Origin of the sequence: Chryseobacterium sp. Leaf404, from assembly GCF_001424145.1 — a bacterium.
In the GTDB taxonomy this organism is placed as follows: domain Bacteria; phylum Bacteroidota; class Bacteroidia; order Flavobacteriales; family Weeksellaceae; genus Chryseobacterium.
Genome location: NZ_LMQM01000017.1, coordinates 86,069 through 101,908 on the forward strand (window position 1 = coordinate 86,069; position 15,840 = coordinate 101,908).

At 33.1% G+C, this 15,840-nt stretch carries 11 protein-coding genes; 6 read left to right on the forward strand and 5 right to left on the reverse strand.

Going from position 1 to position 15,840, the window contains the following annotated elements; translation table 11 throughout:
• Positions 1 to 2 precede the first annotated feature (2 nt).
• The gene (locus ASG31_RS17935) at positions 3 to 887 is read left to right on the forward strand and encodes a TaqI-like C-terminal specificity domain-containing protein (protein WP_082504629.1); all 885 of its coding nucleotides are present in this window, start codon (positions 3 to 5) and stop codon (positions 885 to 887) included.
• On the opposite strand, the gene ASG31_RS17940 is transcribed toward ASG31_RS17935, so the two are convergent.
• Both ASG31_RS17940 and ASG31_RS17945 read right to left on the reverse strand, forming a co-directional pair.
• Positions 871 to 4,602, reverse strand: coding sequence for a class I SAM-dependent DNA methyltransferase (locus tag ASG31_RS17940; RefSeq protein ID WP_056036124.1), 3,732 nt, complete (start codon positions 4,600 to 4,602; stop codon positions 871 to 873). The genes ASG31_RS17935 and ASG31_RS17940 overlap by 17 nt on opposite strands.
• A 21-nt stretch (positions 4,603 to 4,623) precedes the next feature.
• The gene (locus tag ASG31_RS17945) at positions 4,624 to 5,688 is read right to left on the reverse strand and encodes a YhcG family protein (protein ID WP_056036126.1); all 1,065 of its coding nucleotides are present in this window, start codon (positions 5,686 to 5,688) and stop codon (positions 4,624 to 4,626) included.
• A gap of 530 nt (positions 5,689 to 6,218) precedes the next feature.
• Here ASG31_RS17945 and ASG31_RS17950 point away from each other — a divergent pair.
• Positions 6,219 to 7,112, forward strand: coding sequence for a DUF1837 domain-containing protein (locus ASG31_RS17950; RefSeq protein ID WP_056036129.1), 894 nt, complete (start codon positions 6,219 to 6,221; stop codon positions 7,110 to 7,112).
• Positions 7,109 to 9,661: a DEAD/DEAH box helicase gene (locus ASG31_RS17955; protein WP_056036132.1), complete on the forward strand. Its 2,553-nt coding sequence runs from the start codon at positions 7,109 to 7,111 to the stop codon at positions 9,659 to 9,661. Before ASG31_RS17950 ends, ASG31_RS17955 begins: the two co-directional genes overlap by 4 nt.
• A gap of 93 nt (positions 9,662 to 9,754) precedes the next feature.
• Here the strand turns inward: ASG31_RS17955 and ASG31_RS17960 are convergent, their stop codons facing one another.
• Positions 9,755 to 11,908, reverse strand: a complete 2,154-nt coding sequence (locus tag ASG31_RS17960; protein WP_056036135.1) for a P-loop NTPase fold protein — start codon at positions 11,906 to 11,908, stop codon at positions 9,755 to 9,757.
• Positions 11,909 to 12,286: 378 nt separating this feature from the next.
• Between ASG31_RS17960 and ASG31_RS17965 the strand changes: the two genes are divergently transcribed.
• The 3 genes from ASG31_RS17965 to ASG31_RS18620 all read left to right on the forward strand — a co-directional run bounded on the left by ASG31_RS17965 (position 12,287) and on the right by ASG31_RS18620 (position 14,268).
• On the forward strand, positions 12,287 to 12,691 hold the full coding sequence (locus tag ASG31_RS17965; protein ID WP_056036220.1) for a single-stranded DNA-binding protein: 405 nt from the start codon (positions 12,287 to 12,289) through the stop codon (positions 12,689 to 12,691).
• 42 nt (positions 12,692 to 12,733) lie between these two features.
• On the forward strand, positions 12,734 to 13,807 hold the full coding sequence (locus ASG31_RS17970) for a DUF932 domain-containing protein (protein WP_056036138.1): 1,074 nt from the start codon (positions 12,734 to 12,736) through the stop codon (positions 13,805 to 13,807).
• Between the two features lie 134 nt (positions 13,808 to 13,941).
• Positions 13,942 to 14,268, forward strand: a complete 327-nt coding sequence (locus tag ASG31_RS18620) for a hypothetical protein (protein ID WP_056036142.1) — start codon at positions 13,942 to 13,944, stop codon at positions 14,266 to 14,268.
• 129 nt (positions 14,269 to 14,397) lie between these two features.
• On the opposite strand, the gene ASG31_RS17980 is transcribed toward ASG31_RS18620, so the two are convergent.
• Together ASG31_RS17980 and ASG31_RS17985 are read right to left on the reverse strand one after the other, a co-directional pair.
• Positions 14,398 to 14,781, reverse strand: coding sequence for a nuclear transport factor 2 family protein (locus tag ASG31_RS17980; protein WP_056036145.1), 384 nt, complete (start codon positions 14,779 to 14,781; stop codon positions 14,398 to 14,400).
• Positions 14,782 to 14,913: 132 nt separating this feature from the next.
• Positions 14,914 to 15,774: a nuclear transport factor 2 family protein gene (locus tag ASG31_RS17985; protein ID WP_082504634.1), complete on the reverse strand. Its 861-nt coding sequence runs from the start codon at positions 15,772 to 15,774 to the stop codon at positions 14,914 to 14,916.
• Positions 15,775 to 15,840: the final 66 nt, after the last annotated feature.

The following is a 15,840-nucleotide window of genomic DNA, read 5'->3' on the forward strand; positions in this document are numbered from 1 at the left end:
AAATGAGCGATTATTTTAGACAAACTTCAGTGAAAACAATATTTTCAAGTAGCCATTCTTGGGTGATTTTGGGCGAAGTTGAACAACGTATAAAAGCAAAAATTGAGGCTGTTGGAACACCACTTAAAGAGTGGGATATTAATATATACAGAGGGATTTTAACGGGATATAATGAAGCTTTTATTATTGACCGAAAAAAGAAAGATGAACTGATTGCAAAAGATCCAAAATCTGTCGAAATYATACGACCGTTATTAAGAGGACGAGATATAAAACGTTATTCGTTTGATTTCGCTGATTTATATATTCTTACAACCTTCCCAAGCTTGAATGTAGATATTGATTCCTTCCCTGCTGTAAAAGAGCATCTTCTGAGCTTTGGATATGATAGATTAAAACAAACAGGTGATCAAGGAGCTAGAAAAAAGACCAATAATAAGTGGTTTGAAACACAGGATAGCATAAGTTATTGGGAGGATTTTTCTATACAAAAAATAATGTATCCAAATATGACTAAATTTTTACCGTTCTATCTCGATGATAAGGGATTTATGCAAAATGATAAATCTTTTATGATCACCGGTACGCATCTCTCATATTTAACTGCATTTTTAAATTCATCACTTTTTAAGTATTGCTTTATTGATAATTTTCCTGAACTACAAGGAGGAACAAGAGAAATAAGGAAAATATTTCTAGATAAAATACCTGTTTTAAAAGTAGACGATCAACTAAACTATCAATTTGAAAAGTTAGTTAGTCAAATCCAAAGTTCTAAAAGAGTGGGCAATCGGGAATTGGAATTAAATATTGACCAAATGATTTTTGACTTATATGACTTGTCTGTCGACGAAAGAAATGAGATTGGCTTTATTGAGATTCAATAAAGTCTATCTCTTCTGCATCGAGTGCAAATAAACTATAGATCTTCTGATTAACTTCAATTTCTAATTGGTCAGTATTTATATTCTCGGACTTTTGACTTTGAATTTCTTTAGAAAGATTTGTGAGAGATTTTTCAATTAAAGGATCCAAATTCATAGGAACTCTCAACTGTTCAATATAGATTTTAATCCATCTTGTTGTTCCTACTCCTGAAGTTGCTGCAAGTTTGGTAAAATACCACTTGCACACATTTGAATTTAGAAATGAGACGAGATACTCTAATCTTTCGCCGTTAATGAAGAAAATCGTATTATTTATTAAATAATTATTGTTGTCAAGATAAAAGTTAGGATTGTTAGTCAGTTCAATCCATACAATTTTTGGTCTATAAAAATCCTCCATATAAGCACAGTTCCTCAAATTGTAAGGTGTATTTCCTTTATCCGTCCTTTTATCAAGCTGAATATAATAGAGATCGAGATGTTTCTTAATAGCGGGATAATCATCTATGTCTACTGGCTTTAGGCCTTTTTCCTTAATTCCATTATGAGTATTGATTAGCCATAAATCGCTGTCTTCATAACTATACTTTTTTATGTCTCTGCCACGTAAAATAGGTCGTATAATTTCTTCACTTTTAGGATCCTTGTCTATAAGCTCTCTGCGCTTAGCTCCATCTATTATAAATGCATCATTAAAACCTGTTTTGATTCCATAATTTATCTTTATATCCCAATCTTTTAATGCAGTGCCAATCTTCTCAATTTTATCTTTTATTGTTTGTTCTAGAGGAGAAAGTATAACCCAACTTCCGGCACTTGAAAATGGTGAGGTTGACGAATTCTGTCTAAAATAATCGCTCAAATTAATTAACAGCTTTTCTTTGACAACACAAGCTTCCGTTTGTTGTCTATTTTTATCCTTGGTAAAAGTCAGAATGTTAGTATCAACTGTTGCAGTATCAAAAATCTGATTACCTGAAAAATCTATTAGGACTTCAGGATTTGTTTTCTCTGCAAAAAATTTACGTAAGCTTTCCCCGTAAGCAGCTCTCATCCATTTGTTAGAAGTAATAAATGTCAATATGCCTTTTGGCTTGAGAATATCATATCCTAATTCATAAAATAGGCTGTAAATATCTCCTGTTTTAGCATAGGTCTCATACTCCATTTGCTGCAGCGCATCACTTTCAGCTCCCATCTTCTGTAACTGTATGTATGGTGGATTACCAATGATAGCATCAAAACCAATAAAATTACCTTCGTGATCCAAAACTTCAGGAAACTCAAACCTCCATTCAAAAGCATTTTCATAGATCTTATTATTTTTGATCTCTTCAATAAAATCTTCAATCTTTTTTATTTTCCCTTCCAACACTTTTTTATCCTTCTGTTGAGCCTTTGATAGGCTCGCTTCAAAAAGTTGCTCACTTTGATATTTTGTATAATATTCACCTCTCAATAAATTAAGAGATTTTATTTCTTTACCATTCTTGCTGATTTCCGTTCTGAATCCAGTTTTTATGTCATTAATAAGTTGTTCTAATTCCCATTTTTGAGACTTGCTTTCTGCATTTCGGTACTGATCAACAGCTTCTTTATATTTTTCAATCGAAATTCCGGACTTTTTAAGAGCTGATGCCAAGCTACTTTCCAATCCAAAACGGTTGATCAGTGAATTCCCATTTTTAATATTAATATCAATATTAGGAAGTGTTTCTAATTCATTCTCAGATTTGTAGTATGCATTCTTTAACAATTCGATCCAGAGACGAAGTCTGCAAATCTTAACAGAATTTGGATTGATATCCACACCAAACAAACAGTTTTCAATGATCGACTGCTTTTCGTGAAACATTGTTTCCTGAATCCGCTGACTTTCTTTGACTTTAGGATTATACTCAAAGAGTTCACCATTTTCATCCGTAATAATTAATTCATCATTCTGTACTTCAATATTATATCCCTTCAACATCTTTCCGGATTTATCAACTAAAATACCCAGATCATTTTTGATTGCTATCAATTCGTTGAGAGCTGATACTAAAAAGTGACCAGAACCAACCGCAGGATCACACACGCGTAGTGAATTTACTATTTCATTTGCTTCCTGAATATTACTTATTTTATTGTGCAGGTCAACAACTGAATCATAGTTCCAATCTTTGATCTCATTAAATTTCTGAATAACTGCCTTACGTAACGTCTCATTGCACATGTACATAGTTATAAAGCCCGGCGTATAAAAACTTCCGTCTTTATAGCCATTGATCTTCTCAAAGATCAGCCCTAAGACAGATGCATTGATCAATGTTTTGTTTTCTTCTAAAATATCTGCTGTGCCTTCACTCGCAAAATCATAAGAATCTAAAAACTCAAATAGATATTCAAGCGTTGTTAATTCGCCTATTCTCTTTTTTCCTGTTCCATCTTTCAGAACTGTTGTAGAAAGTATTGGTATTTTCTTTTCGTCCTTCAGGTTACTTATGATAAGAGTAGAATGCTCTAATTCTGTTGGCTCAAAAAGAGAACTATTTAAATAAGGTACTTTTTCATATACTTTCTTTACATCATCATTTCTATCGTCATTCTTTCTCGCTAAAACCTGAAAAAACAATGTGTTCAGGTCATCATATTGTCTAATTTTTTTAAAATTTAAAAAAAGAAAAGATCTATCTCCTTTATGATAAGTGACAAGTTGCCCCTCCATCAGTTTTAGAAAAAGTACTCTGTTAATCCAAGTTATATTGAGTTCTAGCGCAATGTTGAATAATCTTTCTTCATATGAATCACCGTATAAAAAAGGTTTGCTAATCCTATTTACCTTATCTAAAGAATCTAATTGAATGATGGTATCTTCTAACAATGACCCTGAATTTCTTTGTGCAGGTTTATTTCGCTCAATCAATCGCTTACCACCTTCCTTCGTCTCTGTTAATCCAATGATATGTAGTAGCTCATTATAAAAACTCTTATCTAAAGTATTACTGTCATTGATAAATGGAAGTTTTAGCAAGTGGGCTGCACTGAAGATTTTAAAAATTCCAATCAGCTTATTATCATCTTTTTGAGAATTGCTTTTTATGATAGATTCGTAATCCTTTAAATTCAAATAGGTGAATTCTAACTGTCCAACTACTTCATCTAAAAATGGCTTTGCAATTTCTTTATAAAATACGTCTGTTGATATTCCTGAAAGTCTTTTTGTCTCAAAATCTTCAAATTGCTTAACTAACTTTTTGTTCTTAGCGAAGAATTGTTCGAATTGATAGGCATCAAAAATGAACCATTCATAAACATTGGTGACGATAAGATGTTTTAACTCCAAATTTTTATGGGTTATTCTTTCTCTAAGAAAATATAATAACAATTCCTGAAGAGCCTTGGCATTGAGTTTTTTCGCACTTATCATCTCCGAAGAGTTACTAATGCTTTTTGTCTCGATGATCACACCTACCGGACTAGCGGCAGTTTTATCATTATGTATAACTAGATCATTACGACCTTTAGTGTTGATATAAAAATCACTTTCGAAACCATTTTTTTTCAGAAAATCTATGATAAGATTTTTTTGGAACTCTTCTGATTCTTTTACATTAATCCTTTCAAAAAGTGTTGTTAAGTTATATTTGAAAATTTCGATGTCCTTTCTGCTCGGTTTTAGCTTTAAAAAGGATTTGTTAAGAGCTTTATGAGGCGTAAGTATTTTTGATGACAATGTTTTAGTTTTTATTGATGGTTATCCAATTTGTTTTTTTAGTTCTTCTTTACTGGGAAGAATAGCTTTATACTCTTTAGCAAAAATGGTATTGTTGTTTTCTGGTAGTGTAAATTCAATCACGGTTTTATTTTCTTCCTTACAGAGAATAATTCCGATCGTCGGGTTTTCTTCTTGCAGCTTCACTTTCCTGTCGTAATAGTTAACATACATTTGCATTTGTCCGATATCCTGATGGGTCAGTTTACCGATCTTCAGATCAAACAGCACAAAGCATTTTAGCAACCGGTTATAAAAGACCAGGTCTACAAAAAAACTGTCCCCCTCGAAAGTGAACCTGCGTTGCCTACCCTCAAATAAGAATCCTTTCCCCAATTCCATCATAAAATGCTCCAGCTTATTGATGATCTCTGTTTCCAGATCACTTTCAGAGTATCGGTGATCGTGTTTTAGATCAAGGAATTCCAAAACATAATGACTTTTTAGTATGTCTGTGGGCTTTTCTACAATTTGACCTTCTTGTGCCAATTGCGTAACACCTTCTTTATCCTTGCTTAGTGCCAATCTTTCGTATAGTGCCGAATTAAATTGTCTTGTAAGTTCTCTGACGCTCCAATTGTTTTGAGTGGCCTCTATTTCGTAAAAATTTCTCTCATTTTCATCTTCAATTTTCATCAGCTGAATATAATGGGACCACGACAGTGTAAATACAGAAGTACGAGACGGTGTTTCGTAATTTGGATCCTGCACAGAAATACGAGACAGTGTTTCGTATTTTCCGGAAGCATTGTTTACTTCCTGAGAAATTCTTTTTTGGAACATTAAATAAAATTTCCTCATCCACTGAAGATTGTCGACCGAGTATCCTCTTCCGAATTCTTCTATCAGCTGTTTACTGAGATTTTTAAGCGTCTCTTTTGAATATTCAGCTCTATCTCTACCACTTTGTTCATCCTCAACAATAATTTCACCTATTTGAAAATAGGTCATTATCATCGTCATATTAATATTTCGGACGATCTTACTTTTGGCATTTTCAATTAAATGCTTAACAGAGCTATAAAGATTGGACGATAATGGATGCATAATTACAAATTTAGTATTATTTCTTTATTACAATCCACCAAGATATGGTGTGAATTATAATTTTGACGTACACCAAAGCGACTGGCTTCATTTGGCAGCCATCTGCTGTTGTGGGATCACAAAAGATAACTGTAGAAAAAATACACTTTTAATAATGTTCAGATTCAATTTGGATCTACTGAACTCATGCAAGTTAACGCAAAATCAATTAGAAATACATTGTTATTCTTCAATTTAAACTATCAGCATATTAAAGATCAAGCTCAAAGTAAAAAGCTTATCAATCAGAAATTCCTCTCAAAAATTCAATGCTCTTAATGCTGCCTCTCTGGGTTTTCAAAATTGCTATCAGAAATTCGATTGTATAAACTAATTGATCACACCATTAAAACTAATTTTTAATTTTCTTTACGGGAAACCATAATATGGCGCACAAAAAATTATCTACTTTTACAATTAATTTTCTTAATTTCACTAAAATCCATACTAATTTATTAAATTAGTTACAAAATAAAAACATAACCAACTTAATGATTGAGAAAAATATCAAAGAAGATTTTTTGGAGTTATTTTACAATGATCTCTGTAATGAAGCACTTGAGAATAACAATACACTCAATCTTTTTACGCTAAAAGTAAAAAATAATGCCTTTGCCTATGATGAACTGATAAGTGAATTAGGTAACAAACTTTGCTATTTCGCACTTTCACGAAATCAGATCAACCAATTAAAAAAGGATGACAAACTAAATGATTTAGTCAAGAAAGCAAAGTCAAAATTAAAGCATCACGCTGACAATGAAGGTGAATTAGGGGAAATCTTACTCTATTGTCTTCTTGAATCTCATCTTAACGCCCCGAAAATCTTAACAAAATTAGAATTAAAGACCAATTCAAACGATTACGTTAAAGGTGCCGATGGTGTTCATTTGCTAAAAGTCAGTGACTCGGAATACCAACTCATTCTGGGCGAGTCAAAATTAAATTCTGATATTGGCAGGGGTATATACGAAGCCTTTGGGTCAATAGACAAGCTTTTAAAGTCAACATCAAAAATGGAATTTGAAATTGACCTAATCAACAGCGAGCTTGTGAAAGAGGCTTACGACGAGGATAGTTATGAGTTGTTAAAAAAAATTATTATTCCTAGCGCAAAAGAGGATGAAACTTATCTTGACTATTCTTTTGGAATTTTTTTAGGTTTTAATATAGAGATCAGTGCTGATGAAAGCAAATTAAGCAATAGTGATTTTAGAAAAAATATCAGGGAACGGATAAAACAAGATGTTATTAAGGCCAAAAACTCCTTAAACTTCCAGCTTAGGAAAAGTGGATATTCCGGATATACATTTTACGTTTATGCCATACCTTTTTCAGATCTGAAAAATAAGAGAAAACACATAATAGAAAAAATTGTCGAATGAAACTTATTGATAAACTAACAGAAGACATTCTACAAGATAAATATTTCTGTAATCTGTTTTATAAATCCTTACAAATAACAGCTGAGCATATCTTTAAAAAGCAAACCAGATTAATTCTTACTAATAAGGAACTTAAAGATCTTTTGCGATTCGCCGACATTTTATCAAATTCTACCAATTCTATTTCAAGAAATAAAGCATACCAAATTATATCAGCCCTTAATCACGATTACAAAGATAATGAGATCTATAGAACAATTTCAAAAGCAATCTTTAGTAAATTAGGGAATTTTCCCGCAATAAATTACTTGGAAAGTAAAAACAATAATCTAGCAACCCTTCCCCTTTTTCGAGAGATAGAAGCAGAAACTAAAAAATTAATTCAAGTGGCTCCTGATGGCAATGGTATGATCTTTACAGACACTCAATTTGAATTATTCAACAAACTCTCCAATAGTCAAGAATTCAGCTTCTCCGGTCCCACATCAATGGGTAAGTCTTTCATTATAAAATCATTTATAAAAAAGGTAATCAAAAATACCCCGCCGGAAAATATTGTAATCATTGTCCCAACACGTGCGCTGATCAATCAATTTTTCGTTGATCTTAAATTGGAACTCGATGAGTTATTGGAAATTTACAAATACAAGATTTTTATAAATTCTAATGTTACAGATATTCTAACAGAAGAAAAATTTAATTATATATTCATCTTAACACCGGAAAGATTATTAAGTTACCTATCACAGGATACAAATCCTTCCATAGGATTTGTATTTGTTGATGAAGCACATAAACTAGCGAACGAGAAAGACTCCAGAAGTATTACAACATATTCTGCAATTGAAAAGGCTCAAAGAAAATATGGTAATATAAAATTATATTTTTCTTCACCTAATGTTTCAAATCCTGAAATATTTTTAAAGCTATTTAACAGAGATTTTAAAAATTCTTTTAGAACTGATGAATCTCCAGTTTCTCAAAACATTTATTATGTTAACCTTATTAATCAAGAAGTAGAGGCCCATACAAACAATTCTATTATTAAATTAGATAACATCCTAAATCCAAACAATGACTATAATCTTATTAAGTTTATAAAATTTATTGGAACCGGTAAGAATAATCTCGTTTATTGCTATTCGAAAAAAAACGTTTTGGAAAAAGCTACCGAATTGTCTAAATCGCTAAAGAAAATTGACCAAACTTCTCTTATTGAAAAAGCCATTAAGAATATCAAGGACTATATTCATCCTGAATATTTCTTAGTCGATTTTATTGAAAAAGGAATTGCCTATCATCATGGTAAGTTGCCTCAACTAATTCGCAATTTAATTGAAGAACTCTACCAAAAAGAAGAAATTAGATATGTATTTTGCACTTCCACATTGCTGGAAGGCGTCAACATGCCAACACAGAATATCTTTATCATCGACAATAGAAGTGGATCTCGGACGATTTTATCTCCAATTGATTTCTGGAATCTTTCAGGTAGAGCAGGAAGATTGACAAGGGAACTTGAAGGTAATATATTCTGTGTACAACATGATTCTTTCAAATGGGATAATACAGATCTACTTCAAAAAAAGGAAATTACCCTACAACCGACAATTCTTACAAAAATTGATAGAAATCTTCAAAAGATAGAAAAGGCGCTAAAAAATGAAGAGATAAAGACAGGCTCAGAAACCGAAAAAGAAATATTAAAATATATAGCCAACATCATCAAAGTTGATACGTTAGAAACTGATGCCAACTACAAAAGTCCTATAATTGATAAGCTTATCGAAAAGAATAAGCAAAAGATTATTGATTTAGCAAGAGCGGGGGTGATCAATTACGATATTCCAAAATCAATTTTAAAATTCCATCAAACCATAAATTTTGACATTCAAGAGAAGATTTATAAGGCTGTTCAAAAATCAAAAAAAAGTATATTGCCAACAGGAAATGATATTAATTACGAAAGTATCTTAAATGTTCTCGAAAATTTCCATAATTTATATGCTTGGGATAAGACTGAAAAGAAATTGTCCAATAAAAACAGTCTCAAATATTACGCAGTTCTCATGAACCAATGGGTGAAAGGCTTTCCATTAAGCCAAATTATTAGCCAGGCAATTGACTATAATCATGACACATCTCAAAAAATCGAAGTTAACTTTAGAGAATTTGAAACTTTTAAAAAATCTAACAGAAGGCATATTAATCTTCTTATAGAAAAGATCATTGATGATATTGAATATGTTCTAAGATTTTTATTAGAAAAATATTTTAATCATTACTATCAAATTTTGTTCAATATTGTGGGAGAGCAAAAAGCAGGTGAGAATTGGGCTACTTTATTGGAATATGGTACGCAAATCCCTCAAGTAATAGCACTTCAAAACATAGGTCTTACAAGAAATACTGCCATTAAGATTTTTAGAGATCATAGAAAGACTTTAGTTTTAAGAGAAAACAAATTGATAGGTGTTGATAAAGCTCAACTTTTAAATCAGTTCAGAAGGTCATCTTTAGAGTACGATGAAATCAAGAGATCTCTTTAGGCTATATCCAAAATAAAGCTTCAGAAATTATAATCGATTTTCGCATGTTACAAAAAATTTCCAGCTTTTAAAAAATTGGAACGTTCTTTCACATTAATACTCAATAACTTTTGTAAGATCATCAATGTCATAAAAAAGTTGTTCTTGAAAGCCGTCCGTATAGGCTTTCATATATAAATCTAAAACCTTTTTTTCGTCTTCCTCCAAGCTACTAAGATCCGTATTTTCCAACCGTTCTTTTGTCTGTTCTTTATTAAGTCCTGGCAGAAATTGAGAATCGGACAGTTGAAAAGAAGTGCCCGTCACGGAAGTCCTATATACCCGTCTTACTGATAGCCAAATATAATGTAGTAATTTTTTATCATTTTCTATTAGCTTTGCAAACTCGGTATTAAATACATCGGGATGATATTTTTCCATTAAAGGTAAAATCATTGTTAACTGATCATCGTTCAAAATCGTATCATCCTCTATATATCCTTTAAACAGAAATAAAACTGAGTCCTTCTGAAATTGTAATATCTCATCGAAAAAAACCTTATCATTTTCTTCAGTCCCTGTATGTAGGGTATTCCAAAGATAGTTATATGTTGATTTACCTTCATCGCCTTTGATTTTCACCAACAATACAGTGTCAGTCAAATAATAATCTACAAAAGTGAAACTACCGTTTTTCGAACGTAGCCTATCCAAAATAATATTTCGCTTTTCTTCAATGCCATTAACTTTTTCCAGCAGCTTGTGGCAAAAGTTAATTAGAAAGTTAAAGTCAGATCCAAAGCCGAAATAGCTGTTTCTCGAATATTCAGATCTTTCACAAACATTCAAAGCTGAGGTAAAAATAGCTTTTATCTTTTCTATTTCAACTTCATGACATTTTAATTCTACCCAACGAAGAAATTTAACCAAGTTATTCTTCTCATTTATTTGCTCTATAATTATTTCTTTTTGTTCGATCGAAGAATCATTTATGAATTGATCAAAGATTTTTTCCGGAATATCAAAATCTCCTAGCTGCAGATTAAAATAGCGATCAAAAAAATGTTTATTAGCAGCACGTCTGCTTTTAATCAATTGCTCTTCGTCCATATTTTGATGGAACCCGAAATCACGAATGTCAAAAAGCTCTAATAAAACTGTTTTCGTTAGAGCATCGAATATTGTTGCATTTATTATGGTTTCTTTTTCTGCAGGCTGAATACCAAATGTATTGTTAGAATTATCTTTTTTTGCAATTAACTCTTCTTTATAATTGAGAATGTATTCGTACGCATCAAAATTAAAAATTCTTAAGGCTTCGATTCTTAAGAAGTCAAAAAGGTTAAGATCAGTATAAACAGACGATAATCTTAATTTCAGACTATTTGTAAATCTATATACATCTCTCAATGATGTAAAATATTTCACAAAACTTTGTTCTTTTATAGATTCTATTTCTTTTTCAAGAAGATTTTTTAAGTCTCCAGCAGGGAATAAATTTAATAATGTATCTACTAATATTCGGGCAATTGTATCTCTTGAAATATTAGGTATGGTATAATCTACTTGCACAATTTTATCAATGTACCTATTACCATTTTCGCCGAACTGTTTAGTGAGCGCTTGAGTTACTACTCTTTGATCATATGCAAGTAAAAAAATGGTGTTTGCAAAATTACCATTTAGTTTTACGAGTTGAAAAATATCTGTAATTTCATTCGGAGTCAGGCGATCAATATCATCTATAGTGATGTATAGTTTTACCTTTGATTCAATAAGTAATTTGTCAATTTCCTGTTTTAGTTCAGTAATATCTTTTTCCTTATTTACACCGTCCAGAAAATCCTTGACATCTTTTACAGCCTCACTGGTTCCTCCGTGAAGGTATTTAAGCCAAGTCAGATGTCCTAAAAATTCTGAAAGCTTTTCAGATAAATCTTTAAGTTTCGTTTGATTAGTTTTAAATTTTGTTAACAATTCTTTTAGAAATATATTCTGTAATTCCTTTTGCCCAGTAAACATCCAAGGATTAAATCTTAAAACAATAATATCTTGCTCTTGGTCCTTAGATATTTTTTCTATTTCAGCCACTATAAAATTAACTAATGTGGATTTTCCAGATCCCCAGTTTCCGCTTAGTCCAATGACTATACTTTCGTTATTATCTTTAAAGGAATTAACTAATCCAGATGCAATTTCGGTAGCAAAAGCTGTCCTTCCAAGTTTGTCATTTGCAGGGTTGTTAATAGGCTGATCGGTATTTATCATTTATTTTTCTTGTAGTATAAAAATAGACATTTAATAAAATACACCAAAGTTATCCACTTAAATTTTATATTAAATATGTGTGGTAAAGCTCAATAAAAATTCTCAAAATAAACCGGTAAAAAGGCAGCTAAGGTATATCGGTCATCCATTTCTTCACCCAGCCAAAAGACTACGGCATAAACGGTTTCCTCCCTGAAGGTACCCTCCAATTATTCCGTTTCCTTTTGGCTTTTCCCTTTGCCCGCTAAGATTATCTGCTTTCTTTTTTCCGGTTTTTCTTTTGAAAAATATTCAGCGAAGCCTGAAAGGCTTTTAGGGGATAGGTCGGAGAAGAGATTGAGAACAGATCAAAATGTACAATCTTTAAAACCAACGATTATGAACATTATCGGAAGACTGACAAGGGATGCGGAAGTGCGCCACTTGCCAAATGAAAAACAGGTAGTTAATTTTTCAGTTGCTACAAACGACAACTATCGCAACAAACAAGGCGAACGAATCGAACAGACCACGTATTTCGAATGCGCATACTGGATCTCTCCAAAAGTTGCTGACTTTTTAACAAAAGGCACTTTGGTAGAATTAAGCGGAAGAGCATACACCTCTGCATGGTTGGGAAAAGACGGAGAACCCCACGCTGGTTTGAATTTCCACACCTCACAGATCAAGGTTCACAGCAGTAATAAGCGAACTGAAAACAAGTCTGCTGAGTCGAATAACACAGTTGACAAGAAAATTTCTAATTCTAGTTCCAGCGACAAGGATGATGACCTCCCATTTTAAAACAACCAAACAAAATTCTCTAACAAACAAAATATCAACATCATGGCACATAATTTAAATTTCAATAACAGAACAGGAAAATATTCATTTTTCAGCGTAAAGGAAAAAGCATGGCATAACTTGGGGCAGATCGTACAGGAATACCCGACTAGTGAGGAAGCCATCAAATTTGCGGGACTTAACTACGAGGTAGAAAAGTCTCCCCTATTTATAAAAGGTGTAGGCATAATTGAAAACAGCAACGGAATAGAAATAACCGATTCAGAATTGGAAGTCCCAAACTACTTTGCCAATATCCGTACCGATAACAACTCCGTTTTAGGCGTGGTCGGCAGAGATTACCATATCGTACAAAACCGTGAAGCCTTTTCATTTTTTGATTCTATTGTAGGCGGTGGAGATGGAATCTTATACGAGACTGCAGGAGCTTTAGGAAATGGGGAACGCATTTTTATCACGGCTAAATTACCCGATTACATCCGTGTTGGAAATGGTGACGATATTACGGAAAAATATATTTTCCTAACCACCTCCCACGATGGAAGCGGAAGTATTACAGCCGCATTTACCCCCGTCCGCATTGTCTGTCAAAATACCTTGAATGCTTCCCTAAAAAACATGAGTAATGTTATGCGAATCAGACACACCGCAGGGGCAAAACAACGTTTGGAGGATGCCTACAAAGTGATGGGATTAGCGAATAAATTGAGTAATGAATTGGAAAGCACCTTTAACCATTGGGCAAAGATCACGGTCGGTGATGACGAGATTAAAAAATTGATTCAGTTGGCACTTTGCCCCAATAAAGAAACCCTAAACCATTTGCAGAAAGGAAATGTTGACGATCTGTCCACCGTATTTAAAAACACCGTGGATGATGCCTTTGCCTATGCGATGATGAATGACACCCAACAGATGGAAACGACGAAGGGAACTTTGTTTGGCGCATACAACGCGGTTACTGGTTATTTTCAGAATGTCCGAAATTACAAGGACAACGAAGCAAAACTTCAGTCCATTGTCTTAGGAGGAACTGCACAACTGAAATCTCAAAAAGCTTTTGTGTTGTGTACCGGATTTGCTAAAGACGGACAGAATATTTTCACTCTGAATTAATCACTCAGATAGCCGCCTCTATAGGCGGTTATCTTTAAAAATAACTTTTCTGAAAATCAAGGATTTACACGGAAAAAATATTGAGGTGACCGATTTGGAAAAAGCCATTCAACAGGCTGAGAATCTTAAAAATTATGAACACAAAGATAAAATCTTCGCAGGCTTCGATAAAAAACAAAAAGCCTATTGGACTGATGTGTACAGCAAATTATTATTACTTAAAAACCATCAAAATGAGCATCCTTACAAAAAAAACTGAATACAAAGCTTTGTGCATCATTGGAAACATAATCAAAGAATTTGAAAATCTTCATCTCCTAAATATGACCCGACCTGACGATGAAGATTTGAGGAAGGCAAGAAATTCGCTTGAAACCATTGTTCATTCCAATGGTTACAAGATTAATTACGACAGAAATTCTAAGAAATCAATTTTAAAAAATAGTCCAAATGAAAACTAATTCTTTCAGCCTCGTCACGCAATAAGACTTTACTATACTTTTTTGTTATTAAAATTTGTTTAATCTTAAAAAACGATCAAGAGAAAATAATTAGGTTGCTTGATCGTTTTTTTTAACATTTATAATTATCTAGAACATTGTATTGTCATTGGCAGAGGTCATAGGGATTACTTGTAGGACATCCCAGTGTTCTACTATTTTACCTTCTTCATCCAGACGGAAAATATCCATTCCCGCATAGTCTTGATCTCCAGGCCAAATCTGGTGGCAATGAAGGACTACAAGATTATCCTCGGCAATGGCCTTTTTGATAATGACTTTCTTTCCGGGATATTCTGTCGCCATTCTGTTGAAATAATCGATGAATGCTTCCTTGCCGTCCCCGACGTGCGGATTGTGCTGTATGTAAGTGTCTCCGGCATAATTTGAAATTGCTTCTTCCGGTCTGCATTGGTTGAACATCAGGTCATAAAATGCCATCACGTTTTTCTTGTTATCGTTTTCTATATCCATAAAATTGCTTTATCTGTGTTATAAAATTATTAAAACTATTCTGATTTTTATCGACTGCAAAAGGATTTAAATAAATAAAAAAGAGCTGAATATTTACATTCAGCCCCTTTTATTTAATTAAATTTCAAAAACTTAAAATTTACCGTTGTTGTTTTTCCAGCTTTCTTTCGGTGCGATTGGTTCTATGACATCCCAATGCTCCGCAATCTTCCCGTTTTCCACACGGAAAAGGTCATAAAAAGAGTTATGGCTTTTTCCGAAATGACCTTCACTCACAACCAGAACGAAATTACCTTCACCCAAAACTCTGTGGATCTTGTCATATTTCATAAATATCCCTTGCTTTGCCAGTTCGCCCAAAGTTGCGCCAAGTCCTGACAGCTGATCGGGAATATTCGGATTATGCTGAATATAGTTGTCTCCGTCAAAATATCCTGCCAGTTTTTCCATGTTACCATTAACCAGAATATCTTCCACAAAATTCTTAACCACAACTTTGTTCGCTTCCGTTTTGTTCAGGTCTTTGACTTCCGTAGCTCCGTCGGTCATCGTGTGTCCGCTCGGATTTGGTTTTGCAGTCTCCTGCAAATTGTCCCAATGCTCCACAATTTTTCCATCTTCAAAACGGAAAATATCAAAGCCTATCTTTGGTCCGAAAAAGTTGTAATCTGTATGTGCAAAAACAAAATTGCCATCCTGAAATACACGAACGGTATTCACTTTTGCCGAATTGGCAGGTAGAGACTGAAGCAAAGCACCGAAGCCTGCAAGCCCGTCAGCAGCTCCTAAGTTGTGTTGAATATATTTGTTTGGGTTGATGTAAGCTACAGGTTCAGACGCCCCTGTTTCAATAGACTTCAAGAGGTCTACTACTTTTTGTTTATTATCCATTTTTAAAGTATTTTTTGTTTTACTATTAGATTTACTTTGAGCCAGAATGCTGGTAGATCCAACTCCGATGATCATCGCTGCAGTCAATATTATTTTGTACATTTTCATTGATTTAAATTATGGTACAAAATTGCAAAGAAACCTAAAAATGGAAAAGGTGCAAATGGG

Bases quoted from the DNA above. Each gene is read 5' to 3' on its own strand.
- ASG31_RS17945 (WP_056036126.1), bottom strand. From the start codon at position 5,688: ATGCATCCATTATCGTCCAATCTTTATAGCTCTGTTAAGCATTTAATT.
- ASG31_RS17950 (WP_056036129.1), top strand. From the start codon at position 6,219: ATGATTGAGAAAAATATCAAAGAAGATTTTTTGGAGTTATTTTACAAT.
- ASG31_RS17955 (WP_056036132.1), top strand. From the start codon at position 7,109: ATGAAACTTATTGATAAACTAACAGAAGACATTCTACAAGATAAATAT.
- ASG31_RS17960 (WP_056036135.1), bottom strand. From the start codon at position 11,908: ATGATAAATACCGATCAGCCTATTAACAACCCTGCAAATGACAAACTT.
- ASG31_RS17965 (WP_056036220.1), top strand. From the start codon at position 12,287: ATGAACATTATCGGAAGACTGACAAGGGATGCGGAAGTGCGCCACTTG.
- ASG31_RS17970 (WP_056036138.1), top strand. From the start codon at position 12,734: ATGGCACATAATTTAAATTTCAATAACAGAACAGGAAAATATTCATTT.
- ASG31_RS18620 (WP_056036142.1), top strand. From the start codon at position 13,942: ATGAACACAAAGATAAAATCTTCGCAGGCTTCGATAAAAAACAAAAAG.
- ASG31_RS17980 (WP_056036145.1), bottom strand. From the start codon at position 14,781: ATGGATATAGAAAACGATAACAAGAAAAACGTGATGGCATTTTATGAC.
- ASG31_RS17985 (WP_082504634.1), bottom strand. From the start codon at position 15,774: ATGTACAAAATAATATTGACTGCAGCGATGATCATCGGAGTTGGATCT.